This is a genomic window from Dinghuibacter sp., from assembly GCF_035492835.1.
Taxonomy (GTDB): Bacteria; Bacteroidota; Bacteroidia; order Chitinophagales; family Chitinophagaceae; genus Dinghuibacter.
Window position 1 is genome coordinate 1 of the sequence record NZ_DATJIY010000098.1, and the last position, 14494, is coordinate 14494.

The 14494-nt window shown below is 61.5% G+C and carries 12 protein-coding genes; 5 read left to right on the top strand and 7 right to left on the bottom strand.

Annotation, left to right across the window (positions count from 1 at the left end):
• Nucleotides 1-2 precede the first annotated feature (2 nt).
• Both pgi and VL547_RS09460 read right to left on the bottom strand, forming a co-directional pair.
• Nucleotides 3-1652 (bottom strand): glucose-6-phosphate isomerase, encoded by a 1650-nt coding sequence (gene pgi / locus VL547_RS09455; RefSeq protein ID WP_325577414.1) that lies wholly within the window; start codon nucleotides 1650-1652, stop codon nucleotides 3-5.
• A gap of 4 nt (nucleotides 1653-1656) precedes the next feature.
• Nucleotides 1657-2586, bottom strand: coding sequence for a bifunctional riboflavin kinase/FAD synthetase (locus tag VL547_RS09460; RefSeq protein ID WP_325577415.1), 930 nt, complete (start codon nucleotides 2584-2586; stop codon nucleotides 1657-1659).
• A gap of 54 nt (nucleotides 2587-2640) precedes the next feature.
• On the opposite strand from VL547_RS09460, the gene VL547_RS09465 reads away from it, so the two are divergent.
• A complete protein-coding gene (locus tag VL547_RS09465; protein WP_325577416.1) occupies nucleotides 2641-3183 on the top strand; it encodes a hypothetical protein in 543 nt (180 codons plus the stop codon).
• A gap of 18 nt (nucleotides 3184-3201) precedes the next feature.
• Here VL547_RS09465 and VL547_RS09470 read toward each other — a convergent pair whose 3' ends face one another.
• Nucleotides 3202-3633 (bottom strand): Clp protease N-terminal domain-containing protein, encoded by a 432-nt coding sequence (locus VL547_RS09470; protein ID WP_325577417.1) that lies wholly within the window; start codon nucleotides 3631-3633, stop codon nucleotides 3202-3204.
• 87 nt (nucleotides 3634-3720) lie between these two features.
• On the opposite strand from VL547_RS09470, the gene VL547_RS09475 reads away from it, so the two are divergent.
• The 4 genes from VL547_RS09475 to VL547_RS09490 are packed head-to-tail and all read left to right on the top strand — an operon-like array spanning nucleotide 3721 to nucleotide 8582.
• Complete coding sequence (locus VL547_RS09475) at nucleotides 3721-4566, top strand: zinc-dependent peptidase (protein WP_325577418.1); 846 nt, start codon at nucleotides 3721-3723, stop codon at nucleotides 4564-4566.
• A gap of 34 nt (nucleotides 4567-4600) precedes the next feature.
• Entirely contained in the window at nucleotides 4601-4957 is a 357-nt protein-coding gene (locus VL547_RS09480; protein WP_325577419.1) for a VOC family protein, read from the top strand.
• A 33-nt stretch (nucleotides 4958-4990) separates the two neighbouring features.
• The gene (locus tag VL547_RS09485; protein WP_325577420.1) at nucleotides 4991-7393 is read left to right on the top strand and encodes an ABC transporter permease; all 2403 of its coding nucleotides are present in this window, start codon (nucleotides 4991-4993) and stop codon (nucleotides 7391-7393) included.
• Between the two features lie 19 nt (nucleotides 7394-7412).
• Nucleotides 7413-8582, top strand: a complete 1170-nt coding sequence (locus VL547_RS09490; protein WP_325577421.1) for an AIR synthase related protein — start codon at nucleotides 7413-7415, stop codon at nucleotides 8580-8582.
• Nucleotides 8583-8602: 20 nt separating this feature from the next.
• Here VL547_RS09490 and VL547_RS09495 read toward each other — a convergent pair whose 3' ends face one another.
• From VL547_RS09495 to VL547_RS09510, 4 genes are read right to left on the bottom strand one after another with little or no spacing between them, the layout of a single operon-like run.
• A complete protein-coding gene (locus VL547_RS09495; protein ID WP_325577422.1) occupies nucleotides 8603-10753 on the bottom strand; it encodes a TonB-dependent receptor domain-containing protein in 2151 nt (716 codons plus the stop codon).
• A 12-nt stretch (nucleotides 10754-10765) separates the two neighbouring features.
• Nucleotides 10766-12271 carry an N-acetylmuramoyl-L-alanine amidase gene (locus VL547_RS09500; RefSeq protein WP_325577423.1) on the bottom strand — a complete coding sequence of 502 codons (1506 nt, stop codon included), beginning with the start codon at nucleotides 12269-12271 and terminating at the stop codon, nucleotides 10766-10768.
• Complete coding sequence (locus VL547_RS09505; protein ID WP_325577424.1) at nucleotides 12268-14082, bottom strand: hypothetical protein; 1815 nt, start codon at nucleotides 14080-14082, stop codon at nucleotides 12268-12270. Before VL547_RS09505 ends, VL547_RS09500 begins: the two co-directional genes overlap by 4 nt.
• The gene (locus VL547_RS09510; RefSeq protein ID WP_325577425.1) at nucleotides 14079-14447 is read right to left on the bottom strand and encodes a BlaI/MecI/CopY family transcriptional regulator; all 369 of its coding nucleotides are present in this window, start codon (nucleotides 14445-14447) and stop codon (nucleotides 14079-14081) included. The genes VL547_RS09505 and VL547_RS09510 overlap by 4 nt, the downstream gene beginning before the upstream one ends.
• Nucleotides 14448-14494 lie beyond the last annotated feature (47 nt).

Consider the following 14494-nt stretch of genomic DNA (forward strand, 5'->3'; position numbering starts at 1 on the left):
GGTTACCCCTTACGCCACTTCTTATACAAATTGATCAACCCATTGGTCGACGAATCGTGCCCCGTCACCGCCGCGTCCCCCGCCAGCTCCGGCAGGATCTTCCCCGCCAGCTGCTTCCCGAGCTCCACGCCCCACTGATCGAAGGTGAAGATGTTCCAGATGACGCCTTGCACAAAGATCTTGTGCTCATAGAGCGCGATCAGCTGCCCAAGGGTATAGGGAGTGATCTCCTTCAACAAAAATGAATTCGTCGGCCGGCTGCCGGAAAACAATTTGAACGGCACGAGCGAGGCTATAGACGCCGGATCTTTCCCGGCGAGCTCGGCAGCGACCGCATCCGCCGACTTCCCGTTCATGAGCGCCTCGGTCTGCGCAAAAAAGTTGCTGAGCAGCTTCGGATGGTGATCCCCCAGCGGGTTGTGGCTGATCGCGGGCGCGATAAAGTCGCACGGGATCAGCAGCGTGCCCTGGTGGATCAGCTGGTAAAAGGCGTGCTGCCCGTTGGTGCCGGGCTCGCCCCAGATCACGGGGCCGGTGGCATATGTGACCTTCTTACCGGAACGGTCCATCGACTTCCCGTTGCTTTCCATATTCCCCTGTTGGAAATACGCGGAAAAACGGTGCATATACTGGTCGTAGGGGAGGATGGCCTCCGTTTGGGCTCCGAAGAAGTTGGTGTACCAGAGCCCGACGAGCGCCATGATCACCGGGATATTCTTCTCGAAGGGCGTATGCGTAAAGTGGTTGTCCACCGAGTGCGCGCCGCGCAGCAGCTTTTCGAAGTTGTCATACCCCACCATCAGCGCGATGGACAACCCGATCGCGCTCCAAAGGGAGTAGCGGCCGCCGACCCAGTCCCAGAACTCAAACATGTTGGCGGTATCGATACCGAACTCGGACACGGCCTTGGCATTGGTCGAAAGGGCCGCGAAGTGTTTGGCGACCATGGCCGGGTCCTTGGCGTGTTCGAGGAACCAGTCCCGCGCGCTGTGGGCGTTGGTCATGGTTTCCTGCGTGGTAAAGGTCTTGGAGGCGATCAGGAAGAGCGTCTCTTCGGGCGTCACCACCTTTAGCGTTTCGGCGATGTGCGTGCCGTCCACGTTGGACACGAAGTGCGCGTCCATGCCGGCAATCCAGTAGGGGCGCAGCGCCTCGGTCACCATCAGCGGGCCCAGGTCGCTCCCGCCGATCCCGATGTTCACGATGTATTTTATCTTTTTACCCGTATACCCCTTCCAGGCGCCGCTGTGGATCTGTTCGCAAAAGTGTTTCATTTGCGCCAGGACGCGTTGCACGTCGGGCATGACGTCCTTGCCGTCGGAGTAAACGGGTTTGCCGGAGAAGTTTCGCAGCGCCGTGTGCAGCACCGAGCGGTTCTCCGTCTGGTTGATCTTCTCCCCGCTGAACATGGCGTCGATCCCGTCCTTGACCTTGCACTCGGCCGCCAGCCCCTGCAACAACCCGAGCGTCTTGTCGGTGATCAGGTTCTTGGAATAGTCGAAATGGATATCCTCGTGCTCGAGGCTATAGCGGTTGAAGCGTTGCGGGTCGCCGGCGAAAAGGTCACGCAGGTGCGCTGCTTTCATCTCGGCCGCGTGGGCGCCCAGGGCCTTCCAGGCTTCGGTGGTCGTGGGATTGATGGTGTGGAGCATATGGTTATGGTTCTAGTATGTTTATGGTATTGACTCTGTCCCGTTCGATCTGTTCCTTGAGCGCGTCGAGGCTGTCAAAGCGCAGCTCCGGCCGCAGGTACGCCTCCAGAAAAACGCGCAGCGTGGCCCCATAGAGGTCCCCCGAAAAATCCAGGATGTTCACTTCGATCCACCGGTCCTTCCCCCCGACGGTCGGGCGGAAGCCGATGCTCATCATCGCGTTGCGCTCGCTGCCGTCGACCACGACACGCACGGCGTATATCCCATCCGCCGGTATCAGTTTCTCCGGGTCCGCCACGTGGATATTCGCCGTCGGGAACCCCAGCGTGCGGCCGATCTGCTGCCCACGAACCACCGTTCCTTCAAAGAAGTACCGGTACCCCAGGCACTCCGCGGCCACCACCGGCTGCCCGGACAAAAGGGCTTCGCGGATACGCGTTGAGCTGACCTTCAGGAGGTCCAGCACACGCTCGGGTATCTCGCGGACACGGAACGAAAACCGCTCCCCGAGCGCCTCCAGCAACCGGAAGTCCCCGCTCCGGTTCCTGCCGAAACGATGGTCGTATCCAATGATGATGGTATGGGGTGCAAAACGCCTGACCAGGAACTCCGATACGTATTCCTCCGCGCTCATCTGCGAAAACTCCACCGTGAACGGGATCACCACCAGGTGATCGACCCCCTGCAGCCGGAGCAGCTCGATCTTTTCATCCAGGGTCGTGAGCAGGGACACGCGCTCTTCGGCGCCACGGACCACCTGCCTCGGATGCGGGTGGAACGTCAGGATGACCGTTTCACCGGATACTTCGGCAGCCGTTTCCTTCAGCGAAGCGATGATCTCCTGGTGCCCCTTGTGCACCCCGTCGAATGTGCCTATGGTGATGACCGCGTTGCGAAAAGCCGGTAAATGCTCAAGCCCTCTGTGTACCTGCATATGTATGACAAAGTCTCGCGCGAAGCTACGGGGAATTTGCGGTATCTTGACACCATGTCGAGAAGAAACGTACCCGTTGGGGAACAGACATTCGTGGGGTATTTCCGTTCGCTGACAAGGCTCCATGGTATACTGACCGCCGGTCAGGTTTTGTATGGCGGGATGGCTCTCCTGGCGCGGCATTCGAGTGGGTTTTCCAATGGGCCGAAAAACGCACGCTGGGCGACGGCGTCCGCGGGCATGGACGATACGGGTTTTTATGCGGGGCTCGTCCTTGCGCTGGTGGTGCTGGTCACCGTCCATTACGTCTTCCGGGGCCGGATAGCCGCGGCCCGCGAAAAGAAAACCATAGCGGAGGCGCTGGCGGCGTACCGCCAGGCGGTCGTCTTCCGGGACACCATCGGCAACGCCATCGGTCTTTTTGCGACAGTAGCGTATCTGCTGACGGGACACGCCCGTTTTGTCTCGATCACCGGTTTGGTCGTAGTGGTTTTCCTGGTGTGGTGGCCGACACGCGAGAAGTGCTTGCTGCTGCTGGGGCTGGAAGAGGACCCGCGCGTCGCGGACCCCAACGCGGTCATAGGTAACGTAGGATGACGGTGCCCAGGCTCCGCGTTAGCCGCCCAGCCCGCGCAGGAATTCGTCATACCCAAGGCTGAACTGCTCCAATATCCGTGCCGCGCGATTCCTTTTATGTCGCAGCAGCGACAAAACGAGGTGCTCCGGCTCCACCAGCTCTACGCCCAGCGACCGGGCCTCGCGCTGGGCACGCTCGAGCACCTTGGTGGCGGTACGCGAAGGGGGGAGGCGGAAATCCGGTTTCCGGCGGCCGTGGCCGCGGAGCAAAGACGCGGACTCGGCTTCCTGCCAGAGCTGGTCGAGGTCGATATGGGCGTGACGGAAAGAGGTGAGTGCGGTATTGTTTCCCTGGCGGATGAGCCCCATCAGGAGGTGCTCGGTATCGAGGGTGTGGTCATCGAGCCTCAGGGCCTCTTCACTGGCAAAGGACAACACTTCCTTCGCCCGTGTGGAGAATGGATCGGGCATATTCATAGCGGTTTGGATCGTACATCAAGTTACCCCAAACCCCGTTAGGTTGATTATAATCGATTGTTAATACGAAAACGACTGATAATGAATTCGATAGATTGGGCCACCTCCGGAGTGGTGGCGGCCGGTGTGGCGGTGATGACGGGAATCCTCCTGCTCAACGCCCGCCGGAAGCGGAAGCGGGGTGAGCCCGCGCCAAAAGACAACAGGGGCCTGCTCGAAGCCCACGTGGGTTTTTTCCGGGCCTTGTCCGCCGAAGAAAAAGATCGCTTTGCCGCCCGCGTGGACGACTTTCTGCGGGAGTTCCGCGTCCATGGCGTCCAGATCGGGCTCGAGGACGTCGACCGCGTCCTGGTCGGCGCCAGCGCGGTCATCCCGGTATTCGGCTATAAGGAATGGTCCTATAATAACCTCACCGACGTGCTCCTGTACGAAGGCGCCTTCGACCAGCAACACTTCGCGGGCCCCGACAACCGCGCCAACGTCCTGGGCATGGTAGGCTCCGGCGCCATGGAGCGCGTCATGATCCTGTCGCGGCCGTCGCTGAGGTCCGGCTACGATTCCGTCCACTCCACCGCCAATACCGGCGTCCACGAGTTCGTGCACCTCATCGATAAGTCGGACGGTGCCGTCGACGGTATCCCTGAAAGTCTCCTGGGTCACTCGGTCGACGCGTGGACCCACCTCCTCCAAACCTACCTCCACGCCCTCCGCTCCGGCCACACCGACATCAACCGCTACGCCGCCACCAACGAAGCCGAATTCCTCGCCGTCGTCAGCGAATACTTCTTCAAACGCCCCGACCTGATGGAGACCCGCCACCCCGACCTTTACGCCATGCTATCCCACATCTTCCAGCAACGCCCCAAGCTCGACCCCCGCGCCGCCGAGCCCGGCCACGCCTCACATCCCGAAGCTGACCCGATTTAACCTTTCTTTTAAAAAGCGCGCCCTATCTTGTAGCATGCGCCTTAAAGCCTTCTTGCCAACCACTAACCCCGCCCGCAGCCTGGCCTTTTTCAGGGACACGCTCGGTTTCACCCTCCTCAGCCAGGACAACTTCGCCCTCGAATTCGACGCCGGCGCCTGCCGCCTTAGGATAACCACCGTACAAAACCTGACCCCTCAGCCCTTCACCGTACTCGGCTGGGACGTAACGAACATCGGGCAGAAGATACAGGACCTCATGCAGAAAGGCGTAGTATTCGAACGCTACGGTTTCGACCAGCAGGACGAGCTCGGCATCTGGGTCGCCCCTGGCGGCACCAGGGTCGCCTGGTTCAAGGACCCCGACGGCAACGTCCTCTCCCTGAGTGAGTAGCGAATAAGCACCGACCGCCACGAAAACCAATATATGTTCCGGAATTATCTGAAGACCGCGCTCAGGACCCTGCGCAAAACGCCCGTCCTATCGCTCGTAAACGTACTGGGCCTGAGCGCCGGTCTCACTTTTTTCTTCCTCATCGGCGCTTATATCTGGGGCGAATGGCGCGTCAACGCCGGCATGCCCGGCGGGGACCGCCTGTATATCGTCCGGAGCGACTGGAAGGACCCGAACATGGGGTTGGACTGGACCACCATCGGGCCGGTCTCGCAAGCCCTCCACGAACAATACCCGCAGCTGGTGACGGGCTACTATCACCACGACGGCATCATGGGTATTGTCTCCCGCGGAGACAAACACTTTAGCGAAGGGTTGCAGGTCGGGGACGCGAGCTTCCTGACCCTCTTCGGGTTCAAGCTCCTCTACGGCGACGCCCCAACGGCGCTCAACAGCCCGGACAAGCTGGTGCTCACCGACGCCATGGCCGTCAAATTCTTTGGCCGTAAGGACGTGCTGGGCCAGACGCTCTCGATCCAGTCCTTCTCCGGCGGGAAAAAAGACTTCACCATCGGGGGCGTCCTGGAAGAGCCCGCTTACAACACGATCACCTACTACGGGTCGGCTCCCGCGGACAACCATTTTTTCCTGCCCGCCACCGCCCTCAAGTTCTTTAACCGGGACGGCGGGTTCACCTCCTGGCAGAACCCCTATATCGTCAGTTATATACAGCTCGCCCCGGGCGTGCGACCCGCGCAGCTCGAAGCGCCCTTAAAGAAACTCATCAGGGACAACGCCCCGAACCTGGCGCCCAACCTGCGCGTGTACCTCACGCCCATCCACGACTACTACCTGCACGCGCACGGCGACACCGCATGGAACATGATCCGCGCGCTGGCGCTGATCGCCGTGTTTATCCTGCTCATGGCGGTCATCAATTTCGTCAACATGAGCCTCGGCAATTCCGTGACGCGGCTGCGGGAGATCGGCGTGCGCAAGGTGCTGGGTAGTCTCAGGCGACAGCTCGTCGGGCAGTTCCTGACGGAGTCCGTCGTCACCGTTCTGGCGGCGGCGCTGATAGCCGCGGGCAGCTTCTGGGCGGCCCGTCCTTTTTTCGGCGACCTGCTGGGCCGGGACATTCCCACGCCGCCCGCGGCCTGGCTCGTACCCATCGGGCTGTCGCTGGCGATCGGTACCCTCGCCGGTCTTTACCCCGCGTTGGCCCTGTCCGGCCAGCAACCGTCGGGCTCCCTCAAGGGGAAGCTCACCGGGGTGGGGGACAAGAAGACCCTCCGGTATGCCCTCCTCACGCTCCAGTTCGTCTCCGCCATCGTGGTCTTGATCGCGGCGCTCACGATCAGGCAACAGATCGCGTTTTTCTTCCACGCCGACCTGGGGTATAAGAAAGACCGGATCGTCAGCGTCACGTTGCCCAGGGACTGGTCCGGCGATGGCGTGCGCCGCATGGAGATAAAACGCGACGAATTGTCGCGGAACCCCGACGTGGAAGCCGCCAGTTTTTCCTTTGAAATACCGGATGGCAACGCGGGCAACATCGGGACCGGCATCTACCGCGCCGGGCAGAACCCCTCCACGGCGCTCATCGCCACGCAGCTGATAACGGATGAAAACTACGCTGCCACGTATAAGATTCCCGTGGTGGCCGGCGCGATGTTCAACACCCCGGTAACCGACAGCCTGCAGGTCGTCGTCAACGAGACCGCCGCAAAGGCGCTGGGTTTCGCCTCCCCCGGACAGGCGCTCCGGCAGCCCGTAAAAACCAGCTTCGCCGGCCCGGCGATATTTACGATCGCGGGTGTCATCAAGGACTTCCACTTCGGGTCGATGCGCGATCCGATCGGGCCCCTGTTCATCATCCATCCCCGCTACTCCTTTACCTACCGGTACATGACCCTGCGGCTCAGGACCGGCGAGCTCCCCGCGCAAATGAGCGCGCTTCAAAAAGAATGGACGCGGCTCTTCCCCGACGCGCCCTTCAACTATTCCTTCCAGGGCGACGCGCTAAAAACCATGTACGATATCGAGCTCCGCATGGACAAGGCCGCTGGCGTCGCCACCGTCATCTCCCTGGTCATCGTCCTGCTGGGCGTCTTCGGCATCGTCTCGCTCAGCCTTACCCGGCGCACCCGGGAAGTCGGTATCCGGAAGGTGCTCGGGGCAAACCTCGCGCAGCTCATAGCGCTCTTCACCCGGGAATTCCTGTTGCTCCTCGGGCTGGCCAACCTGATCGCGTGGCCGCTGGCGTACCTCGGGCTCAGACGCTGGCTGGACCAGTATGCGTACAAGGTTGACCTGACCGTCATACCCTTTGTCGCGGTCGGCACGGGCATGGCGTTGCTCATTACGGCGCTGATCGCCATAAGGGCGCTGAAGACCGCCCGCGCCAACCCCGTTCAGAGCCTGAGAACGGAATAATTGCCGTAATTTCGCGCCCATGTCGCTCTACCAACAACGTGGCGTGTCTGCCCAGAAAGAAGAAGTCCACGCCGCCACGGCGGGCCTGGACAAGGGTCTGTTCCCCCATGCCTTTTGCAAGGTCTACCCCGACTACCTGGGCGGCGACTCGAGCTGGGTCAACGTCATGCACGCCGACGGCGCCGGCACCAAGAGCATCCTGGCCTATCTCTATTGGAAAGAAACGGGGGACCTCGACGTATGGAAGGGCATCGCCCAGGACGCCATCGTCATGAACATCGACGACCTGTTGTGCGTCGGGATACACGACCAGTTCCTGTTTTCATCGACCATAGACCGCAACAAGACAAAGATCCCCGGGGAAGTCCTCCAGGCGATCATCCACGGCACCCAGGCGTTCTTCGACCAGATGAGCGACTATGGCGTGAACATCCGTTTTATGGGCGGTGAAACCGCGGACGTGGGAGACGTGGTCCGCACCATCGCGGTCAACGGCACCATGACGGCGCGCTGGCCCCGCGTCGCCACCGTCACCAACGAGCACATCCAGCCGGGCGATGTCATCGTCGGGCTGGCCAGCTTCGGGCGCTGCGCCTACGAGCACGCCTACAACAGCGGCATCGGCTCCAACGGCCTCACCAGCGCCCGCCACGATGCCCTGGCCAAGTACTACGCCGACGAATATCCCGAAACCTACGACCCCGCGCTGCCGCGCGAAGTGGTCTATATCGGCGGTCACCGCCTGCTCGACCTCGTCAACATCGACGGCCTCCAGGTACACGTCGGCCAGCTCCTCCTGAGCCCGACCCGCACCTACCTCCCGCTGATGCAGGAAGTGCTGAAGACGCACTTCCATTCGATCCACGGCCTGATCCACAATTCCGGCGGCGGTCTCACCAAGGTCCTTAAATACGTCGGCGACAACATCCGCATCGTCAAGGACAACCTGTTCGACCCCCCGCCCATCTTCCCACTGCTGCAGGCCGCCTCGGGCGCGGATAACCGTGAGATGTCGCAGGTGTTCAACATGGGGCAGCGATTGGAAATCTACACGACGGAAAAGGACGCGCACCTCTTCATCGAGGCCGCGCACCGCTATGGCATCGAAGCCAAAGTCATCGGCCGCGTGGAAGAAGCTCCGCAAAAAGAATTGCTGATCACCCGCGACGGCGAAACGATCAGGTTCTAAGCCGGGGGCCCCAGGGGGTGCTACAGCCGCGCCCGCTCCTCCTCCGCCCCGCTCTCGTGCCGCTCGACCTTGATGCCCTTCTTCCCGAACCCATAGGTAAACGTCAGCGACACCGCCCGGTGGTGAAAGTCGTTGTAGAAGTGCTCCGTCGCCCCGTTCATATACGCATACCGCCGGTTGATCCACGTGCCCGGCACGTCGATTCCCTGGATCGTCACCGCCCCCGCGTCGTGCAGGACCTTTTTCCGTACCGTCAGGTTCAGGTGTCCCCCCGGCTGGATCACCGTTTGCCCGACCAGGACCGACGACTGGTATTGCCCCACGGCCTCCGCGCTCCAGCCTTTCAGGAAATTATACCGGAGGTTCCCCGAAAACAGGCAATAAGGCATGGTCTTATCCAGCATCGTGCTGTCCGGCAGGTGCGTCTTGTAGTGCGAAACGGCGAGCTCCCCGTGCGCATTCAGCGACCAATGCGGCCCCAGCGGCGTGGAGGCATCCGCGGCCAGGTGCCCCGATGTCCGGTGGTCCATGTTGATCTGGTAGTAATAGAACGTATTCCCGCTCACGACATAGAACTGGTGGATGAGCCCGCGCTCCGAACTATAGGACGCCGTCAGCGTATAGCGTCCCTTGTACGTATACGCGACTTCCGCATTCTGCGAAAACTCGGGTTGCAGCGCCGTGTTCCCGTTGAAATACGTGGTCCGGTCGAAGTAGAACCGGGAGGGGTTCAGGTCGTTGTAATCCGGCCGCTCGATCCTGCGGCTATACGCGAACGTGAACTGATCGGCGTCGCTGGCCTTGTACAACGCGTGCACCGACGGGAAAAGATCGACATAGCTCAATCGGATCGTCGAATCCACGTTCCCGGAGGAGCGCCCGTGCGCCCAGGTATCCTCCAGCCGGAGGCCCGCCTGTAGCGTAAATCGTTTGGATTCATGACGGAGCGTCGCATACGCCGACCGTATCTGCTCCTCGTAGCGGAAGGTGTTGTCCTGCGCGCTGTCCGGCGCCGTAAGACCCGGCGCCCCGTCGAGATACGCGCCCTGGCTTTGCCGTACCGAATACGTCTCCTGCGCCCCCGCCTCCAAAAAAAACGTCTTCCCGAATTTGTCCGTGTAATCCGCCTTGAAACTGTAGATCCGCGCGATGAACGGCTGGTCGGAGATCAATTCGTAGACGTCCGAGGACGTCGAGACCTCGTCCTGGTGACCCTCCGTCCTGTAGTGCACAAAATCCGCATCCGCCGACAGGCTGCGCCCCTCGTGCGCCCACCGGTGCGAAAAGTGCCCGTTGGCATTGACATCGGCCGCGTAATTGTGGAATCGGCTCCGCGTATCCATCATCGAATCCGGCAGCCCCAGGGCGTTGTAAAACCCATCCCGGTAGTGCCCGATCTCGTGGTAAGGATTCGCGCTCCCGCTGACCAGCGCCCCCCAGGAGGTACGCGCACCCTTGTGATCGACCGCCGCCATATAATCGATCGACTGCGCCCAGTTGTCCTCGTGGTTGATCTGGGTGTCCAGCGCCGTTATCTTGCCGGTGGCGTCCGTATATCGCCGCCAGCGATCGCTTTCGAACCAGTTACGGTTGTAGGAATACGCCGCCATCCCGCTGAACTGCCACGCGCCCTCCTGCCCGTTCACGTCGATGCTCTGGCTGGTGTGTGGGTACCCGTTCCATTGATAGTTGGACGTAACCTGTGCGTGGAAGCCGGAAGACAACGCCTTTTTCGTCCGCAGGATGATGATCCCGTTCCCCGAGGCCGGATAGCGTGCCGGCGGGTTGGGCAGCAGCTCGATGGAAGACAGCGTCGAGGCGGGGAGGGACTTGAGGTAGTTCACCAGCGCCTGCCCGTCGAGATAGGTCGGCCGGTCGTCGATCAGGATGAGGATGCCGTCCTTTCCGTTGAGGGTGATCGTCCCATCGTCGTCCACGGTCACGCCCGGCGTGTTGGCCAGCGCGTCCAGGGCCTGGCCGCCGGTGTTGGCCATCAGCGCGTCCACGTGGACCACGGTACGGTCCAGCCGTTTTTCCGCCAGGGGCCGCTGGCCGAGTATACGGATGGACTTCAGGGTGTCCGTTTTCCCGTGCCGCAGGGTATCCTGGGCACGGGCGGACAAGCAAAGCAGGGTCAGCAGGCACAGGCCCGCATGGGTTAGTACTGTCATGAAAAACTATGGTCAGTGGTTGTTGCTCGTCCGGGCCGGCCCCGCGTTCGCGTAGTCCGTGATCGATTGAAGGATCTCGCGCGCGATCATTTCCTGGTTGCCCTTTTGCGTGATAAAACGCATGTCCTTCCTGTTATCGAGGTAACCCACCTCCAGCAATACCGCCGGACAAATATTCCGGTCCAGGATGCCGATGTGGGTGGCCTCGCGGTGGGAGAGCGTGGGCGCCGTCGTATATACCGCGCCCAGGTGCGTCTGGAGCAGCGACCCCAGCACGACGCTTTCGTCATAGTAGCGGTTGCGGTCCTTGGCCAGGTAGCTTTCGATCCCGGTGCGGCCCCGCCCATCCCGATCGGCGTTGACGTGCAGCGACACGCACAGGTCGGCCTGGTTGTCCTTACAGTAACGGAGCCGGTCGCCGACACTCATCGTGGAGTCGGCGCTGCGCGACAGGAGGATGCGTACGGGGTATGTCCTGGCCTGGCGCTCGACTTCCCGGGCGAGGGTCAGCGAGAGGTCCTTTTCGCGGAGACCAAAGGCCATCGCCCCCTTGTCTTCGCCGCCGTGACCCGCATCGATCACCACGGTCAGGGTCCTGGCCGCCGGGACCGGCGCCGGATAACGCTGTAGCGTAAACGCCGCCAGCCCGAATCCCGCGCCGAACAGGGGCAGAACCATCCAGCGTTTCCATGCCGAGGTCCGCGCCTGCCGGAGCAAAGACTGTTGTATCATAGCTATACGTCTGGCCAAAGGATGCCGTGCAAAAGCGTGGGTCGGGTCGCCCCGGTGCGCGTGGAGCGCGTGCTCGATCAGGTAGCGCGCGTAAGCCTCGGTGTCCCGCGCGGCGATATGATCGGCGAGGTATTCGTGGACCAGCTGCAGCTCCCGTCTGATAAGGTAGAGTGGCGCCACCGGGAACAACAGCGCGCAGAGCGCCTGTAACCATAATTTATCCACGCTGTGCCGCTGGCGCACGTGCGCCAGCTCGTGCCTGAAGATCGCGCGTCCCCGTTCCGAATCCACCGGCAGGGCGCGGTCCCAGAAGATCCAGCGGAAAAAGGAAAACGGCGTGCCGGGCGCGTCGGTTTCGATCAGCGTGACGTCGTCGAGCCGTTGCTGACCGGCGCGTCTTTTCAGGCGGACGATGCGTAGGACCTGGTAGAGCAGGATGCCCAGCAGCGCCAGCGCGACCGCGCCATAGACCGCCAGCGCGGCGCTTTCCCAGGGGAAAACCCCGCCCGTCGCCGTCCCCGTGTCGGTCCCCTCCAGCCCCGATTCCCCCGAACCGGGCATAACCTTCAGCAGGTGCACCAGCACCGGCGTCTCCGCCTCCGTAGCGTGTACCCGCAAGGGTATCCTCAGCAGCGGCGCGCCCACCGCCAGCAGCGTGGCCGCCAGCAGGTAGAAGCGGTTCCAGCCAAAGGACGGCCTCTCCCGCAGGAAAACGTGGTAATAGGCGTACAGGACTCCCGACAGGAGGGTGACTTTAAGCAGGTACGAGGACAGTACGCCGATCATTCAGAGGGCATTTGGAAGGTGATTTTTTGCTTGCGGAAGGCCTTGACCACGTGACCGTTGTTCCGGGCGGGTATCCAGAGCGGGCCCCGCTTGATCGCGTTGACGCAAAGGTTCGCGAGCGCAGTGCCCTGCATCGTCAGGGCCTGGACGTCGCTCACGACCCCCTGCCGGTTGACGATGAACTGGATTTCGCAGGTACCGCTCTTTTTCTCGGCCTGCAATTCGTCCATATGGGCGGTGATGGCTTTGCGGACGTATTCATTCCAGCCGGCGTCGCCCCCCGGGAAACCCGCTTCTACTTCTACTTTGGTGAAGACTTTGTTGTCATCATCCGTTTGCGGGGCTATCGTCTGCGCGGCGCTTTTTGTCGTGATCTCGATCACCCCGTTCCTGGCCAGCAGCCCGTATTTGTTGATCGCGGTCTGATCCTTGAGCACCGTTATCGATTCGATGGTATTCGGATTGAGGCTCTGGAGTATGGAGGGGGGACACATTTTCCCGTCCACGAACATGAGCACGCTATCGAGGTCCGACGGCTGGGATATCCTGGCAAAGGCTACATTCGCATCGGGGAGCGTATCCAGGTAGCTTTTAGCCAACGGCCGGGCGTATCCCGTGACGGTGACTTCCTCCCCCTTCCGGGGAGCGGCGTAGCCCACAACGGTGACCGACTCGAGCTTGCGCGGCTGGCCCGTGACGGTGACCGCTGCCGGCTGGCTTGTGATCCCGAGGTCCTGCAGGGTGACGTTCTCCCGCTTGACGGGCTCCGCGCGACCGATAACGGTGACCTCTTCCAGCTTTTTGGGCGCGGGCGCGGGGTGACCGATGACGATCACTTCCGGCCGCGCGGTATCCGGCGCCGTTACCTTGGTCAGCAGCGCGCCCGACACGGTCGACTCCGCCGCGCGCAGCCGCACCATAATCATCGGGTGCTTGGCTTCCACACGGAAGGCCAGCAGCCCGAACAGCAACAGCGCCACCGGCAGGAACATGACCTTGCGCAGATAGGTATACTTGGGGTTTGAAAAACGGGTCATCATGGCTAATCGTCTTTTTAAAGGGTGTTGAAAAAAACTGTTCGCAAGGACGTTGGGCGACGCGTGGAAGGCCTGGCTGAGCAGCAGCCGCGCATATTCATACGCGTCAGCGTCCTCGGTTGCCTGCTTGTCCGCCAGGTACTCGTGGACCAGCTGGAGCTCCCGCCGCATCCAGTAGAGCGGCAGGACCGGGAAAAGGACCGCGCAGAGCACCTGCATCAGCACCTTGTCCAGGCTATGCCGCTGCCGGACGTGCGTCAGCTCGTGCCTGAGCACGCGCTGTCCTTCCTCCGAATCCAGCGCCAGGGTATTATTCCAGAAGATCCACCGGAAGAACGAGAACGGCGTGCCGCGGTCCGCGGTCGTCACCAGCGTGACGTCGTCCAGGCGCATGTGCGGGGACCCGCGGCGCATCCGGCGCAGCTTCACCAGGTGCGCGCCCAGCACCAGCAGCTGGGCGGCTACCACCGCCCCATATATATAGCCTACGAGCGCCAGCCAGGTCAGGCCCCGGGTGGCCGTCACCGTGACCGTGCTTTCGCTCCCCTTGCCCAGCACCCGCCAGACCTCCAGGAGGAGGCGGTTGTCCTGGGTCTCTTCCGCCCGGACGGGGATGTGGAACAGCGGCAGCGTCACCGACAACAGCGCCGCCGCCAGGAGGTAGAACCGGTTCCATTGGTGGAAGCGCTTGTCCCGCAGCACAGCGTGGTAGTAGGCGTAGAGCACGCCCGACACCAGGACCATCTTCAGCAAGTAGGCGATCGGGGGATTCATTTCTTTTGCTTTTTAATTTGTTGCAACAGCTTCTCCAGTTCTTCCACCGACAGGCTCTTTTCCTTCACGAAGAAGGATACCATATTCGAGAAGGAACCGTCGAAGTAGCTTTTGGCGAAGCTTTTCAACGAGCTCTTGGAATACTCTTCCTTGGACACTACCGGGTAGTACTCGTGGTTGCGGCCAACCAGGTTGGCCCCCACGAAGCCTTTGTCCTGCAATATCTTCAGGATCGTTCCAACGGTATTCTGGTGGGGCTTCGGCTGCGGCAGGGCCTCGAGGATGTCCCGGGAGAATCCCTTACCGACGCTCCAGAGGACCTGCATGATTTGTTCTTCTGCTTTTGTGAGTGTTTTGGGTGGCATATATCTAAGGTATGACGAAATATTTAGTTTAACAACTATTTTTTTAG

Coding starts and splice junctions, on each gene's coding strand:
- pgi (WP_325577414.1), bottom strand. CDS start 1,652: ATGCTCCACACCATCAATCCCACGACCACCGAAGCCTGGAAGGCCCTG.
- VL547_RS09460 (WP_325577415.1), bottom strand. CDS start 2,586: ATGCAGGTACACAGAGGGCTTGAGCATTTACCGGCTTTTCGCAACGCG.
- VL547_RS09465 (WP_325577416.1), top strand. CDS start 2,641: ATGTCGAGAAGAAACGTACCCGTTGGGGAACAGACATTCGTGGGGTAT.
- VL547_RS09470 (WP_325577417.1), bottom strand. CDS start 3,633: ATGCCCGATCCATTCTCCACACGGGCGAAGGAAGTGTTGTCCTTTGCC.
- VL547_RS09475 (WP_325577418.1), top strand. CDS start 3,721: ATGAATTCGATAGATTGGGCCACCTCCGGAGTGGTGGCGGCCGGTGTG.
- VL547_RS09480 (WP_325577419.1), top strand. CDS start 4,601: ATGCGCCTTAAAGCCTTCTTGCCAACCACTAACCCCGCCCGCAGCCTG.
- VL547_RS09485 (WP_325577420.1), top strand. CDS start 4,991: ATGTTCCGGAATTATCTGAAGACCGCGCTCAGGACCCTGCGCAAAACG.
- VL547_RS09490 (WP_325577421.1), top strand. CDS start 7,413: ATGTCGCTCTACCAACAACGTGGCGTGTCTGCCCAGAAAGAAGAAGTC.
- VL547_RS09495 (WP_325577422.1), bottom strand. CDS start 10,753: ATGACAGTACTAACCCATGCGGGCCTGTGCCTGCTGACCCTGCTTTGC.
- VL547_RS09500 (WP_325577423.1), bottom strand. CDS start 12,271: ATGATCGGCGTACTGTCCTCGTACCTGCTTAAAGTCACCCTCCTGTCG.
- VL547_RS09505 (WP_325577424.1), bottom strand. CDS start 14,082: ATGAATCCCCCGATCGCCTACTTGCTGAAGATGGTCCTGGTGTCGGGC.
- VL547_RS09510 (WP_325577425.1), bottom strand. CDS start 14,447: ATGCCACCCAAAACACTCACAAAAGCAGAAGAACAAATCATGCAGGTC.